At 58.6% G+C, this 14,911-nt stretch carries 12 protein-coding genes; 7 read left to right on the plus strand and 5 right to left on the minus strand.

Features of this window, described 5'->3' with window-relative positions:
* Nucleotides 1-62: 62 nt before the first annotated feature.
* A complete protein-coding gene (gene narQ, locus E0L16_RS05755; RefSeq protein WP_131636504.1) occupies nt 63-1,757 on the minus strand; it encodes a nitrate/nitrite two-component system sensor histidine kinase NarQ in 1,695 nt (564 codons plus the stop codon).
* A gap of 152 nt (nt 1,758-1,909) precedes the next feature.
* On the opposite strand from narQ, the gene aegA reads away from it, so the two are divergent.
* From aegA to E0L16_RS05770, 3 genes are all read left to right on the plus strand, one after another.
* Nucleotides 1,910-3,886: a formate-dependent uric acid utilization protein AegA gene (aegA, locus tag E0L16_RS05760; protein WP_131636505.1), complete on the plus strand. Its 1,977-nt coding sequence runs from the start codon at nt 1,910-1,912 to the stop codon at nt 3,884-3,886.
* A gap of 67 nt (nt 3,887-3,953) precedes the next feature.
* Complete coding sequence (nudK, locus tag E0L16_RS05765; RefSeq protein WP_131636506.1) at nt 3,954-4,544, plus strand: GDP-mannose pyrophosphatase NudK; 591 nt, start codon at nt 3,954-3,956, stop codon at nt 4,542-4,544.
* Nucleotides 4,545-4,654: 110 nt separating this feature from the next.
* Nucleotides 4,655-5,698, plus strand: coding sequence for a DUF1176 domain-containing protein (locus E0L16_RS05770; RefSeq protein WP_131636507.1), 1,044 nt, complete (start codon nt 4,655-4,657; stop codon nt 5,696-5,698).
* A gap of 81 nt (nt 5,699-5,779) precedes the next feature.
* Here the strand turns inward: E0L16_RS05770 and tkt are convergent, their stop codons facing one another.
* Together tkt and tal are read right to left on the minus strand one after the other, a co-directional pair.
* Nucleotides 5,780-7,768, minus strand: coding sequence for a transketolase (tkt, locus tag E0L16_RS05775; protein WP_131636508.1), 1,989 nt, complete (start codon nt 7,766-7,768; stop codon nt 5,780-5,782).
* Between the two features lie 19 nt (nt 7,769-7,787).
* The gene (gene tal / locus E0L16_RS05780) at nt 7,788-8,738 is read right to left on the minus strand and encodes a transaldolase (protein ID WP_063868086.1); all 951 of its coding nucleotides are present in this window, start codon (nt 8,736-8,738) and stop codon (nt 7,788-7,790) included.
* Nucleotides 8,739-9,024: 286 nt separating this feature from the next.
* On the opposite strand from tal, the gene maeB reads away from it, so the two are divergent.
* Entirely contained in the window at nt 9,025-11,304 is a 2,280-nt protein-coding gene (gene maeB / locus E0L16_RS05785; protein ID WP_131636509.1) for an NADP-dependent oxaloacetate-decarboxylating malate dehydrogenase, read from the plus strand.
* Between the two features lie 64 nt (nt 11,305-11,368).
* Here the strand turns inward: maeB and hemF are convergent, their stop codons facing one another.
* Nucleotides 11,369-12,268 carry an oxygen-dependent coproporphyrinogen oxidase gene (gene hemF / locus E0L16_RS05790; RefSeq protein ID WP_131636510.1) on the minus strand — a complete coding sequence of 300 codons (900 nt, stop codon included), beginning with the start codon at nt 12,266-12,268 and terminating at the stop codon, nt 11,369-11,371.
* Nucleotides 12,268-13,143: an N-acetylmuramoyl-L-alanine amidase AmiA gene (gene amiA / locus E0L16_RS05795; RefSeq protein ID WP_023314619.1), complete on the minus strand. Its 876-nt coding sequence runs from the start codon at nt 13,141-13,143 to the stop codon at nt 12,268-12,270. Before amiA ends, hemF begins: the two co-directional genes overlap by 1 nt.
* Nucleotides 13,144-13,355: 212 nt before the next feature.
* Here amiA and E0L16_RS05800 point away from each other — a divergent pair, with 212 nt between their 5' ends.
* The 3 genes from E0L16_RS05800 to E0L16_RS05810 all read left to right on the plus strand — a co-directional run bounded on the left by E0L16_RS05800 (nt 13,356) and on the right by E0L16_RS05810 (nt 14,856).
* Nucleotides 13,356-13,781, plus strand: coding sequence for a GNAT family acetyltransferase (locus E0L16_RS05800; RefSeq protein ID WP_003861292.1), 426 nt, complete (start codon nt 13,356-13,358; stop codon nt 13,779-13,781).
* On the plus strand, nt 13,768-14,217 hold the full coding sequence (locus E0L16_RS05805; protein WP_107533460.1) for a DUF2919 domain-containing protein: 450 nt from the start codon (nt 13,768-13,770) through the stop codon (nt 14,215-14,217). Before E0L16_RS05800 ends, E0L16_RS05805 begins: the two co-directional genes overlap by 14 nt.
* A 63-nt stretch (nt 14,218-14,280) precedes the next feature.
* Nucleotides 14,281-14,856: an RpoE-regulated lipoprotein gene (locus tag E0L16_RS05810; protein WP_063868091.1), complete on the plus strand. Its 576-nt coding sequence runs from the start codon at nt 14,281-14,283 to the stop codon at nt 14,854-14,856.
* The last annotated feature ends 55 nt before the right edge of the window (nt 14,857-14,911 follow it).

Raw genomic sequence — 14,911 nt, forward strand, 5'->3', positions numbered from 1 at the left:
TGGAGAAATAAAGGAGATAATGTAAATTATCATGCGCTTTTTTCAGCGCGCCTGCTTTCTCGCTATTTTTCAGCCCGATCCGCAGGCGTCCGGAACGTTACGCTGACCTGCGTACCGCCCTGCGGCGGCTGGGAAAAGCCCAGCGTCCCGCCGAGTCGTCCCGCGCGTTCGCGCATGATATTCAGCCCGTAGTGCCCCGGCGGTTCACTGGCGTCGCCGATGCCAATACCGTTGTCGCGGATAGTGACCGTGTGCGTGCCGTCCGCAGCGGTGACGCAGCTGACGACGATCTCGCTCGCGTCGGCATGTTTAATCGCATTCAGCACCGCCTCACGCACAATCTGTAAGAGGTGCACCTGTTTTTGCGCGTCCAGCGCCAGGGACGAGAGACGGCAGTCGAGCACCAGCTTCGCCCTGGTCTGGCTTTGCAGCCCGTCAAGAGACTCCTGTAGCGCGGCAGGAAGATTGGCGTGATTGAGCGTCAGACGGAAGGTGGTGAGCAGTTCGCGTAACTGATGCCAGGCGTTATTCAGCTCGCGGGAGAAATCCGTAATGATGGTCTGTGCGGGAGCATTGTCGCCCGGCACGGCATGCTTCAGCAGCGTAAGCTGAATACGCAAATAAGAGAGCACCTGCGCCAGCGAATCGTGCAGCTCGCGGGCGATGGTGGCGCGCTCCTCCATCAGCAGCAACTGCTGATAGTGCTTCTGCGCCTGATTGAAATAGAGCCCCCGGCCCAGCATCGTCGCCACGCTTTCCATTAGCGGCAGGGGCACATCGCCCGTCGTGCTTTGCCAGCGCAGTTCGCCGTACAGGGTATCCTGCATTAACACCGGTAACGTGTGCATCTTCTCGCCCGGTGTTTCCTGCCCTTCGCACAGCCGCCAGTCGTCGCTGGTGCGCAATTGCAGATAATTCATCTGCGTGTATTCATGCACAATCTGCAACATATGCCGGAAGCAGTGGCTGTCTATCTGCCCGGTATTCAGCGCCTGCGAGCATTTGAACAGCATGTCGAGTTGCTGATGCGCTTCATTCAGATGGCGGGTTTTCTCGGCAACGGACTGCTCAAGGGAACGATACAGGGTGTGCAGTTCCGCCGACATATGGTTGAAGGCACGGGAAAGCTGGCCCAGTTCGTTAGGCAGCGCGGTATCCGGCGCGGGGGTATCGAATTGCCCCTGTTCGATACGCTCGCTCGCCGCCACCAGATTATTCAGCGGCACCACCACCTGATGCCGGATCCGCCGCAGGGTTAATAGCGCCAGCAGCAAAATGCCCAGCCCGCCGGTCAGCGACATGAAAATGACCAGCTGAATTTTATGTTCGGTGTAGTGCTGAAGCGCCAGCACAAAGGCATCTATTCGGCCAACGAAATCCTCAATGTGGTTCTGATACCACCCGGTGTCGCCGCTGGCGATGCGCTTATCCATCTCCTGCCAGGCAAGGTGGAGCTGCCGGTAACGCTGCTTGACGTCCTCCGGCACATACCAGCGGTTTAACTTCTGCAACGCAGGTGCGCTCAGGGTTTTCTGCCAGACCGCGCGGTGTTCTGCCAGCGACGAGCTGGCGCGCTGCATCTCGTAGCCCAGGCGGTAGCTCTGCATGCGCAGCGATCCGGCGATGTTAATCGCCTCGGCGTCGCGCTGGCTGCTGGCGAGCGTGACCAGCGCAATGGCGCTGATTAACACGGACAATACAATCATCAAAAAGAAAGCCCGAGCCAGGCTTCCCGAAACGGGGCGTTTAACGGTCACTCATCAGCTTCCTGAATAAAATTGATCTGCCACAGGTTCACTGGAAATAGTTCGGCTTCCTGGGCATTTGAACATTGCGTCGCCATGCCGCTGTGGGTAAATACGATAACAATAGAAAAAATAAGGTTATTGAACCAAAAACAGGTGTAGTTATGAATCGTTTTATTATGGTCAACGGTCAGGAGTGTATCGGTTGTCGCGCCTGCGAAGTCGCCTGTGTGATGGCGCACAACGGGGAACAGCACGTACTGAGCGAGCGCCATTTTCATCCCCGCATTACGGTCCTTACCTCCGCTACCCGCACTAGCCCCGTCACCTGTCACCACTGCGAAAACGCGCCTTGCGCGCAAAGCTGCCCGAACGGCGCTATCACGCAACACAGCGACAGCGTACAGGTGAATCAACAAAAATGCATTGGCTGTAAAGCCTGCGTGGTGGCCTGTCCGTTTGGCACGATGGACATGCTGGTCACCCCGCTGGAGAATGACCGCGTGAAGGCCTCGGCGCATAAATGCGACCTCTGCCTGGAAAGGCCGCAGGGTCCGGCCTGCGTCGAAAACTGCCCGGCAAACGTGCTCACGCTGGCTACCCCGGCGGTGCTGGAGAACCTGGCGAAGTCACGGCGCGAGCGCAGTGCAAGGCTGGACGCGCAGCCGTGGCACAGCGAAGCGGTTCAGGCAGAACGCCCGCAAACCAAACGGCAGCAGAGGCAAAATACCCCGGCGCGCGGTGAACCGGACAAGCTCAGCCCCGACGCGCGCGCCCGCCATTTTAACGAGATCTCCCTGCCGTTTCGCCCGGAACAGGCGCACCGCGAGGCATCCCGGTGCCTGAAATGCGGCGAGCACAGCATTTGCGAGTGGACCTGCCCGCTGCATAACCACATTCCGCAGTGGATTGAACGGGTCAGGGCGGGGGACATCGTCGGCGCGGCCGAGCTTTCTCATCAGACCAACTGTTTACCGGAAATTACCGGGCGCGTCTGCCCCCAGGATCGATTATGTGAAGGCGCCTGCACCCTGCGGGATGCGTCGGGTGCGGTGACCATTGGCAATATCGAACGGCATATTTCGGATCGGGCGCTGGCGGCGGGCTGGATGCCGGACGTCAGCCACGTTATGCCGGTCGGTCAGCGCGTCGCCATCATCGGTGCCGGTCCGGCAGGGCTGGCCTGCGCCGACGTACTGGTGCGCAGCGGCGTTGAGGTCACGGTCTACGATCGTCATCCGGAAATCGGCGGCTTGCTCACCTTCGGTATTCCGGCCTTCAAGCTGGATAAATCCCTGTTAGCGCGGCGCAGAGAGATATTCAGCGCGATGGGTATCCGCTTCGAGCTAAACTGCGAAGTGGGGAAAGACGTGTCGATGGCACAGCTGCAAAACGACTACGATGCCGTTTTCCTCGGCGTAGGGACCTACCGCTCCATGAAAGCCGGTATTCCCCATGAGGACGCGCCGGGCGTGTATGACGCGCTGCCGTTTTTAGTGGCGAACACGCGGAACGTAATGGGTCTTGAGCCCGTCGCTGACGCGCCGTTTATCGACACGCAGGGGTTGAACGTGGTGGTGCTGGGCGGGGGCGATACGGCGATGGACTGCGTGCGTACCGCGCTTCGACACGGCGCGGCGAAGGTGACCTGCGCCTATCGGCGGGACGAGGCCAACATGCCGGGCTCCAAAAAAGAGGTTAAAAACGCGAAAGAAGAGGGCGCGGCGTTTGAATTTAACGTTCAGCCGGTTGAGCTTACGCTGGATGCAGACGGCAAGGTCAACGGCATTCGAATGCTGCGCACCGCGCTGGGCGAGCCGGACGCGCAGGGGCGGCGGCGGCCTGTCCCGGTGGCGGGCAGCGAGTTTGTGATGCCTGCTGATGCGGTCATCATGGCGTTCGGGTTTACTCCGCACGCCATGCCGTGGCTTCAGGCACAGGGCGTCGACACCGACGAGCGGGGGCGTATCAGGGCGTCCGTTGAGAGCCGTTATCGCTACCAGACCTCGAATCCGCAGATTTTTGCCGGCGGCGATGCGGTGCGCGGTGCGGATCTGGTGGTCACCGCGATGGCGGAAGGGCGCCACGCCGCGCAGGGGATCATGGACTGGCTTGGCGTGCCGCCGCGCAGCATGCATTAACGCCGACGGGCGACAAAGCGGGCTTCACGGCGTAGTATAAACAGACTCATTTTGCCGTGGAGCCCGTATGTCCCTGAACATTAGCGTTATTAAAGACAAAATCCTTTCTGAAAATTACTTTGTCCTGCGTAACATCACTTACGATCTGACCCGCAAGAACGGGGACGTTATTCGCCACAAACGCGAAGTCTACGACCGGGGCAACGGGGCAACCATTCTGCTGTATAACCGTGAAAAGCAGAGCGTGGTGCTGATCCGCCAGTTTCGCATCGCCACGTGGGTCAATGGCAACGCGGACGGACGTCTGATTGAAACCTGCGCAGGCCTGCTTGATGACGATGAGCCGGAAGTGTGTATCCGCAAAGAGGCTATCGAGGAGACGGGTTTTGAAGTGGGTGCGGTGCAAAAAGTCTTTGAGCTTTTTATGTCCCCTGGCGGCGTTACCGAGCTGGTCCACTTCTTCATTGCGGAATACACCGATGCCCAGCGCACGCACCGGGGCGGCGGCGTGGATGACGAAGACATTGAAGTCCTGGAAATGCCTTTTGCTCAGGCTGTCGACATGGTGAAACGCGGCGAGATCCGCGACGGTAAAGCGGTGATCCTGTTGCAGTATCTGCAAACCAGCGGGCTGATGAGCGCTTCGCCGCGAGCGTGATAAGTTGTATTTCAGATAAATCTATCCGATAAATCCGATTGAGCCAGCCCGTCCAGGGCACGAAGATACGCCCCAGATTGACCTTTTCGTTTTCCGGGGCCGTGCCATTCATGCGCTACTGCGTTTTTCTTCTCTTCTTCATCTGCGTGCTTCCTGCGCCTCTGGCGTGGGCCGCACCTGCGCAGCAGTCTTTTTCAGACTGGCAGGTTACCTGCAATAACCAGAATTTTTGCGTGGCGCGAAACACCGGCGAGCATCGCGGTCTGGTCATGACGCTGAGCCGCAGCGCGGGAGCCAAGACGGACGCCAGCCTGCGCATCGATCTCGGCGGGCTTTCTGCGCCTCCGGTGAAAGAGCCTGACATCGCCCCGCGCCTGCTGCTCGACAATGTTCCGCTTACGTTCACGTCGAAGCACTGGCAGTTAACCCCCTGGCACCTTAAAACAGACGATACGGGCACCATCACCACGTTTCTGAAAACCATTCAGGAAGGACAGGCGCTGACCCTGCGCGGCGGGAAGCAGACGATCTCCCTGGCCGGTCTGAAAGCTGCGCTGCTGTTTATCGACGCCCAGCAAAAACGCGTCGGCAGCGAAACGGCATGGATTAAAAAAGGGGACAGTCCACCGCTGAGTGTGCCGCCTGCACCCGCCTTAAAAAAGGTGGCCGTGGTGAACCCGACGCCAACGCCGCTGACCCATCGCGAACTGAACGATCTGCTGGATTACGGTACCTGGCGCATGAACCACAGCCAGTGCTCCCTCGATCCGAACCGACGCGAAGTGCGCGTTACCGCGTTGACCGATGACAAAGCGCTGATGATCATCAGCTGTGAGGCGGGGGCGTACAATACCGTCGATCTGGCGTGGCTGGTGTCGCGTAAAAAACCCTTTGCGGCCAGGAGCGTGAAATTGCGCCTGCCGTTTATCCCGTCCAGCCAAAGTAGCGACATGGAGCTGATGAATGCCAGCTTCGATGAAAAAACGCGCGAGCTGACGACGCTGGCGCTGGGACGCGGGATTGGCGACTGTGGGATCCAGACCCGCTGGCGTTTTAACGGCCAGCGTTTCCGCCTGGTGCGCTACGCGGAAGAGCCAAGCTGTGATAACTGGAATGGGCCAGATGCCTGGCCCACGCTGTGGATCACGAGGTAGTTTTGCCGGGTGGTGCTGCCGCTTACCCGGCCTACGTTTTGGCGATTTGTAGGCAGCCGCCACCCGGCAACGCAGATCGCACTACAGCACGCTCAGCGCCTTCTCCACTACGTTCTCAACGGTAAAGCCGAAGTACGGGAACAGCTTATCGGCAGGGGCGGACTCGCCGTAGCCCCGCATGCCCACAATCGCCCCTTTCAGCCCCACGTACTTATACCAGTAGTCGGCAATACCTGCCTCCACCGCCACGCGCGCTGCAACGTTCGAAGGCAGCACCGATTCCCGGTACGCCTCATCCTGCGCGTCAAAGATATCCGTTGAAGGCAGAGAAACGACGCGCACCGCGTGACCTTCGGCGGTCAGCTTCTCCGCCGCTTTCACGGTGATTTCCACTTCGGAACCGGTGGCAATCAGGATCACGTCCGGCTTGCCGCCGCTGTCTTTCAAAATGTATCCACCGCGGGCGATATTTTTCACCTGCTCTGGCGTGCGCTCAATCTGCGCCAGGTTCTGGCGCGACAGGATCAGCGCCGTAGGGCCGTTATGGCGCTCAACGGCCAGCTTCCATCCCACAGCCGCTTCAACCTGATCGCACGGACGCCAGGTGCTGAAGTTTGGCGTTAACCGCAGGCTCGCCAGCTGCTCTACCGCCTGGTGCGTCGGGCCATCTTCACCCAGCCCGATGGAGTCGTGGGTATACACCATGATCTGCCGTGCTTTCATCAGTGCCGCCATACGCGCCGCGTTACGGGCATATTCGACAAACATCAGGAAGGTGGCGGTGTACGGCACGAAGCCGCCGTGGTGGGCGATGCCGTTGGCAATAGCGGTCATCCCGAACTCGCGCACGCCGTAGTGGATGTAGTTCCCGGCAATGTCTTCCTTCAGGGATTTAGAGCCGGACCAGATGGTGAGGTTGCTTGGCGCCAGGTCCGCCGAGCCGCCCAGCAGTTCGGGCAGGATCGGGCCAATGGCGTTCAGCGTATTCTGCGACGCCTTACGGGTGGCGATTTTCGCCGGGTTGGATTGCAGGTTCTCAATCAGCGACTGGTTTTTTTCCTCCCAGTCCTCCGGCAGGCCACCGCTCATGCGGCGGGTAAACTCGGCGGCCAGCTCCGGGTGCGCTTTTTTGTAGGCGGCAAATTTTTCGTTCCACGCGTGCTGCGCTTTCTCACCGTCCTCGCGCGCATCCCAGGCTCTGTAGATCTCTTTTGGGATCTCAAAGGCCGGGTGTTTCCAGCCGAGTTTCTGACGGGTCAGCGCCACTTCCTCTTCACCCAGCGCCGCGCCGTGCGCCTCTTCTTTGCCCGCCTTGTTCGGCGAGCCGAAGCCGATGGTGGTGCGGCAAATAATCAGGGACGGTTTATCCTTGACGCTCTGCGCTTCCTGAATCGCTTTTTTCACCGCTTCCGGATCGTGGCCGTCGATCTCGTGCACCACGTGCCAGTGATAGGCCTCGAAGCGCTTCGCCGTGTCGTCGGTAAACCAGCCCTCGGTTTCTCCGTCAATGGAGATGCCGTTGTGATCGTAGAAGCCAATCAGCTTGCCCAGCCCCAGCGTGCCCGCCAGCGAGCAGACCTCGTGGGAGATCCCCTCCATCAGACAGCCGTCGCCCATAAAGACGTAGGTGTAGTGATCGACAATCTCGTGGTCGGGCTGGTTGAACTGCGCGGCCAGCGTACGTTCGGCAATTGCCAGGCCGACGGCGTTCGCCAGCCCCTGGCCCAGCGGTCCGGTGGTCGTTTCAACGCCCGGCGTGTAGCCAATTTCCGGGTGGCCCGGCGTTTTGGAGTGCAGCTGGCGGAAGTTTTTTAACTCCTCAAGCGGCAGGTCGTAGCCGGAAAGGTGCAGAAGGCTGTAGAGCAGCATTGAGGCGTGACCGTTGGAGAGAATAAAACGGTCCCGGTCATACCAGGTCGGGTCAGTGGGGTTGTGCTTCAGAAAGTCGTTCCACAGCACTTCAGCGATATCAGCCATCCCCATGGGGGCGCCAGGGTGGCCGGAATTGGCTTTTTGTACGGCATCCATGCTGAGGGCGCGAATGGCGTTGGCGAGCTCTTTACGGGACATAGTTCACTCCGTGGCAAGGTTAAAGTTTGGCGGCAAGAAGATCTTCGAGTTTGCGCTGGTCGACGGCAAACTGACGGATGCCGTCCGCCAGTTTTTCCACGGCCATAGGGTCCTGATTGTGCTCCCAGCGGAATTCCGCTTCGGTCATGGCTTTCGGTTTTGGCAGCACGGTAGAGGTTGGCACCAGCTTGCGGATCACCGTTTCATCGCTCTCCTGTAGCTTTTTCAGCAGGTCAGGGGAGATGGTCAGGCGGTCGCAGCCCGCGAGCGCGAGGATCTGCTCGGTGCGGCGGAAGCTTGCCCCCATCACGATGGTTTCATAGCGGTGCTGCTTGTAATAGTCGTAGATATTACGCACCGATTTCACGCCCGGATCTTCGTCCACCACGTACGGATCCATCGGCTGTTTCGCCTGATACCAGTCATAAATACGTCCGACAAACGGGGAGATCAGGAACACGCCCGCTTCGGCACAGGCACGCGCCTGGGCAAACGAGAACAGCAGCGTCAGGTTGCAGTGGATCCCCTCTTTTTCCAGCACTTCTGCCGCGCGGATACCTTCCCAGGTGGACGCGAGCTTAATCAGAATGCGCGACTTATCGATTCCCTGCTCCTGGTAGAGCTCCACCAGGCGGCGAGCCTTGTTAATGCTCTTTTCCTGGTCGAACGAGAGCCGGGCGTCCACTTCGGTGGAGACGCGTCCCGGAATGCTTTTAAGAATTTCCGCACCGATATTGACCGCCAGCTTGTCGCTGGCTTCGGCGACCTGCTGCTCCTGCGTTTTCCCGCGCTGTTTGCCGTAGGCAAGGGCGTCATCAATCAGATGACTAAAGTGCGCAAGCCCCGCCGCCTTGAGCAGCAGCGAGGGGTTGGTGGTCGCGTCTTCCGGCTGGTAGTGACGAATCGACTCGATGTCGCCGCTGTCTGCAACCACGGTGGTAAATTGTTTGATGCCGTCTAGCTGGTTCATAATTACTCCTTGGAAATAAAAGAGTTAGTCGAGTGCGTTAGTTCACACTTCTGAGAAAATCATGATGGACTTAACAAAAAAGCATAGCAGACGGGGGAGGCATTGCCCTCTGAGACGGGTAACATGGCTGTTATAAATTGATAACAATTTTTATTCTGCAATGGTGAGAGTTTGGCAGCCTTCAAAGTTTAGGAGCCTGCCTGCGGCGATACTATGCGGCACACCAGGGTGTGCACAGGACCGTCGACATCACCCTTTTTGGCCGAAACGTGAAAGGAATAACAAGATGGATGATCAGTTAAAACAAAGCGCTCTCGATTTTCACGAGTTTCCTGTTCCGGGTAAAATCCAGGTTTCCCCTACCAAACCGCTGGCGACCCAGCGCGATCTGGCGCTGGCCTACTCGCCGGGCGTGGCTGCCCCGTGCCTTGAAATCGAAAAAGATCCGCTGGCAGCCTACAAATACACCGCGCGCGGCAACCTGGTGGCGGTGATCTCTAACGGTACGGCGGTGCTGGGGTTAGGGAATATCGGCGCGCTGGCCGGTAAGCCGGTGATGGAAGGCAAGGGCGTGCTGTTTAAGAAATTTGCCGGTATCGACGTATTCGATATCGAAGTGGACGAGCTGGATCCGGATAAATTTATCAACGTGGTGGCGGCGCTGGAGCCGACCTTCGGCGGCATCAACCTGGAAGATATCAAAGCGCCGGAATGTTTCTATATCGAGCAGAAGCTGCGCGAGCGTATGAACATTCCCGTGTTCCATGACGACCAGCACGGCACGGCGATTATCAGTACCGCCGCCATTCTCAACGGCCTGCGCGTGGTGGAGAAAAATCTCTCCGACGTGCGCATGGTGGTCTCCGGCGCGGGCGCCGCGGCCATCGCCTGTATGAACCTGCTGGTGGCGCTGGGGATGCAGAAACACAACATCGTGGTTTGCGACTCCAAGGGCGTGATTTACAAAGACCGCGAGCCGAACATGGCGGAAACCAAGGCGGCGTACGCGGTTGAAGACGACGGCAAGCGCACGCTTGAGGACGTGATTGACGGCGCGGATATCTTCCTCGGCTGTTCAGGCCCGAAAGTGCTGACCCAGGAGATGGTGCAGAAGATGGCGCGCGCGCCAATGATCCTGGCGCTGGCAAACCCGGAGCCGGAAATTCTGCCGCCGCTGGCGAAGGCGGTGCGTGAAGACGCCATCATCTGCACCGGCCGTTCGGACTATCCGAACCAGGTGAACAACGTGCTCTGCTTCCCGTTCATCTTCCGCGGCGCGCTGGATGTGGGCGCCACGGCAATCAACGAAGAGATGAAGCTGGCCGCCGTTCACGCCATCGCGGAGTTGGCGCACGCCGAACAGAGCGAAGTGGTCGCCTCCGCCTATGGCGATCAGGATCTGAGCTTCGGTCCGGACTACATCATTCCAAAACCGTTTGACCCGCGTCTGATCGTGAAGATCGCGCCAGCGGTGGCCAAAGCGGCGATGGACTCCGGCGTAGCGACGCGTCCTATTGACGATTTCGATGCCTACGTCGATAAGCTCACCGAGTTCGTCTACAAAACCAACCTGTTTATGAAGCCGATCTTCTCCCAGGCGCGCGCCGACGCGAAGCGCGTGGTGCTGGCGGAAGGGGAGGAGGCGCGCGTGCTGCACGCCACGCAGGAGCTGATCACTTTAGGGCTGGCGAAACCGATCCTGATTGGTCGTCCGAGCGTGATCGAGATGCGTATTCAGAAGTTGGGTCTGCAAATTAAGCCGGGCGTGGACTTTGAGATCGTTAACAACGAATCCGATCCGCGCTTCAAAGAGTACTGGAACGAATACTATTCGATCATGAAGCGTCGCGGGATCACCCAGGAGCAGGCGCAGCGGGCGGTGATCAGCAATACCACGGTGATCGGCGCGATCATGGTACACCGCGGTGAGGCGGATGCGCTGATCTGCGGCACTATCGGTGAATACCACGAGCATTTCAGCGTGGTGCAGGAGATCTTCGGCTATCGCGAGGGCGTCCATACTGCCGGAGCTATGAACGCGCTGCTGCTGCCGAGCGGTAACACCTTTATCGCCGATACCTACGTTAACGACGATCCAACCCCGGACGAACTGGCGGAGATCACCGTGATGGCGGCGGAAACCGTGCGCCGCTTTGGTATCGAACCAAAAGTGGCGCTGCTGTCGCACTCTAACTTCGGATCATCCAAATCCGCTGCGGCGTGCAAGATGCGCCAGACGCTGAAGCTGGTGCGCGAACGCGCGCCGGAGCTGATGATTGACGGCGAGATGCACGGCGATGCCGCGCTGGTGGAGAGCATTCGTAACGAGCGCATGCCGGACAGCCCGCTGAAAGGCTCGGCGAACGTGCTGATTATGCCGAACGTGGAAGCAGCGCGTATCAGCTACAACCTGCTGCGCGTATCGAGTTCTGAAGGGGTGACCGTAGGGCCGGTACTGATGGGGGTGTCAAAACCGGTGCATGTGTTAACGCCGATTGCCTCCGTGCGTCGTATCGTGAACATGGTGGCGCTGGCGGTGGTTGAGGCGCAGACGCAGCCGCTGTAATGACGCGTTTGCTTACCCGACCTGGGGATTGAGTAGGCCGGATAAGCGCAGCGCCATCCGGCAGTTAAATCCAGTCGCGTACTTTAAGGAACTCACTCAAGGCAGCCTCCGGGCTGCCTTCTTTTGGCGCGTAGCTGTATTCCCAGCGCACCAGTGGCGGCATCGACATCAGAATGGACTCCGTGCGTCCACCGGTTTGCAGGCCAAACAGCGTCCCGCGATCCCACACCAGGTTGAACTCTACGTAGCGCCCGCGGCGGTAAAGCTGGAACTCACGTTCGCGCACCCCGTAATCGGTATTTTTGCGGCGTTCGACAATCGGCAAATAGGCGTCGGTAAAGCCGTCACCCACCGCGCGCATAAAGCTGAACGCGGTATCAAAATCCGGGGTATTCAGATCGTCAAAGAACAGCCCGCCGATGCCGCGCTGCTCGTCACGGTGCTTCAGATAGAAATAGTCATCGCACCACTTTTTGTATTTCGGGTAAACGTCTTCGCCAAACGGCAGGCAGAGGTCGCGCGCGGTGGTGTGCCAGTGCACGGCGTCCTCTTCAAAGCCGTAATAGGGGGTCATGTCAAAACCGCCGCCAAACCACCAGACCGGATCGGCTCCCGGTTTTTCCGCGATGAAAAAGCGCACGTTGGCGTGACTGGTCGGCACAAACGGGTTATGCGGATGCACCACCAGCGAGACGCCCATCGCCTCGAAGCTGCGCCCCGCCAGCTCGGGCCGATGCGCCGTAGCGGATGCCGGCATTGCCTCGCCGTGTACATGGGAGAAGTTGACGCCGGCCTGTTCAAAAATGCCGCCGTTACGCAGCACGCGGCTGCGCCCGCCGCCGCCCGCGTCGCGCTGCCAGGCGTCTTCCTGAAATTCACCGCCGTCTGCGGCGGTCAGTTTCTGGCAAATTTCATCCTGCAACTGCATCAGGAAGGTTTTGACCAGCTGTGCATTGGGTTTCATCAACGTTTCCTGGAGTGCGCTTTTTGGTTATCGAACCAGTTGAAATAACTGATCACCCCGGAGGCGATGGCGTTCGCGATCTTCTGACGAAACGCCTTGGTGCCGAGCAGGCGCTCTTCTTCCGGGTTGGTAATGAACGAGGTCTCAACCAGCACGGACGGAATGGACGGGGACTTCAGCACCACAAACGCGGCCTGCTCGGTGCTTTTACTGTGCAGGCGGTGCACGGGCTTGATCCGCTTGAGGATATGCGAGCCGAGCGTCAGGCTGTTTTTGATGGTGTCCGTCTGCACAAGGTCGAACAGCACCTGCTGCAACAGATGATCTTTGTCGGTCGCTTTTTTACCGGCTACTTCATCCGCGCGGTTTTCGCGGTCGGAAAGGTATTTCGCCATGGCGCTACTGGCGCCGCGGTTGGAGAGCGCAAACACCGACGCGCCGGCGGCGGAAGGGTTTGTGAAGCCATCCGCGTGAATGGACATAAACAGGTCGGCGCCGTGCTTGTGGGCAATTTCCACGCGGTCGTACAGCGGAATAAACGTGTCGCCCGTGCGCGTCAGGCGGGCGTCAATACCGTTGCTGCGTAAAATTGCGCGCACATTTTTTGCAATTGCCAGCACGACGTGTTTTTCTTTCGAACCGTTTCGGCCAATGGCGCCGGTGTCGATCCCGCCGTGGCCCGGATCGAGCATGACCAGACGCTTTGCGCCGGCTTTTTTGGTTTTCGGCTTGCTGTGTCCGTTACTGGTTTTAAGCGTGCTCTCTTCTTTTGCCTGAGCCTGCTTTGCGATGCCCGTTAACGTTAAGGCCGCCAGCCCCGCTTTGAGAACCTGACGACGCGATGTGAGTGCTTTTAATGGTTTGAATGTGCTCATGCGGCCTGAATACTAAAAAATGAGGTCCTGGTGTTATATCGTATCGTGTTTACCGTTACGACAGTCCTTATTGAGAATTGTTTTACTTTTCATTTCAATACGTGACAAAGTGACATTATGCCAAATTTTTAGACGATTTTCGCTGGTTATTGGCTAAACGCGGCGTTCACGCCATAATCACTGTTTTTAAACCCGAAAAGGCGGTTAATACCATGGAGATACGCGTTTTTCGCCAGGAAGATTTCGAAGAGGTGATCACCCTTTGGGAGCGCTGCGATCTGCTGCGTCCGTGGAACGATCCGGAAATGGATATCGAACGCAAGGTGAATCACGACGTCAGTCTGTTTCTGGTCGCGGAAGTGAACGGCGAGGTGGTCGGGACGGTGATGGGCGGATATGACGGCCACCGCGGGTCGGCCTACTATCTGGGCGTACACCCGGAATATCGCGCGCGCGGCATCGCCAACGCGCTGCTTAACCGTCTGGAAAAGAAGCTGATCGCCCGTGGCTGCCCGAAAATCCAGATTATGGTCCGGGAAGATAACGACGTGGTGCTGGGCATGTATGAACGTCTGGGCTACGAGCACGCGGACGTGCTGACGCTGGGTAAGCGCCTGATCGAAGATGAAGAGTACTGAGTTCCACCCCGGCGACTATGATGTTCACGGTCGTCTGCGTCTGCCTTTTTTGTTCTGGTGCGTTCTGCTGTTGCAGGCCAGAACCTGGGTGCTGTTCGTGATGGCTGGCGCGTCGCGCGGGCAGGGCGATACGTTACTGAATCTCTTTTATCCCGATCACGATGCGTTCTGGCTGGGGTTGCTGCCCGGCGTACCGGCGGTCCTGGCATTTCTGTGCAGCGGACGGCGGCAGGCCATTCCTCGCGTCTGGCGCGCGCTTCGCTGGCTGCTGATCCTGGCGCAGGTTGTGCTCCTGGTCTGGCAACCCGTGCTCTGGCTGTACGGCGAGCCGCTTTCCGGTATCGGTATTGCGCTGGTGGTGGCGGATATTGTCGCGCTGCTGTGGTTACTCACTAACCCCCGTTTACGCGCCTGTTTTACGCAAGAGTCAGATTAACACGGCACTTTTTGCCGATACCGCACTCCAACAAGCGTTGATTTACTACGTAAGGACGTCTCAATGAAATCGCTGCGTTTACTTTTATGCGCTCTCCCGCTGGCGTTAACCGGCTGTTCCACGCTCTCCTCCATCAACTGGTCTGCGGCCTATCCGTGGAACTGGTTTGGCTCCTCAATGGAAGTGACCGAGCAGGGCGTGGGCAACATCACCGCCTCGACGGCACTGGATCAGGACGCCATTCAGGATGCCATCGGCGGTGATTATCGCCTGCGCAGCGGCATGAAAACCGAGAACGGCAACATCGTGCGCTATTTCGAAGCGTTGAAAGACGACAAGGTGGCGATGGTCATTAACGGCGATAAAGGCACGGTAAACCGCATCGCGGTGATGGATGAGGCTATTCCAGCCTCGGGTGGCGTGAAGGTGGGAACGCCGTTTGGCGAACTGTATCAGAAAGCGTTTGGCCACTGCGCCAGCGCGCCGTCGGACGACAGCGTCGCGGTTGAGTGTAAGGCCGAAGGCAGCCAGCACATCAGCTACGTTTTCAGCGGCACCTGGAACGGTCCGGAAGGGTTAATGCCGTCTGACGACACCCTGAAAAAGTGGAAAGTGAGCAAAATTATCTGGAAGCAGTAATTTGCGCCTGAGCAAACCGCCTCGCTGAAATCCGGGTATAATAGCCGCCATCAAT

This window comes from Enterobacter quasihormaechei, assembly GCF_004331385.1.
GTDB classification, from domain to species: Bacteria; Pseudomonadota; Gammaproteobacteria; order Enterobacterales; family Enterobacteriaceae; genus Enterobacter; species Enterobacter quasihormaechei.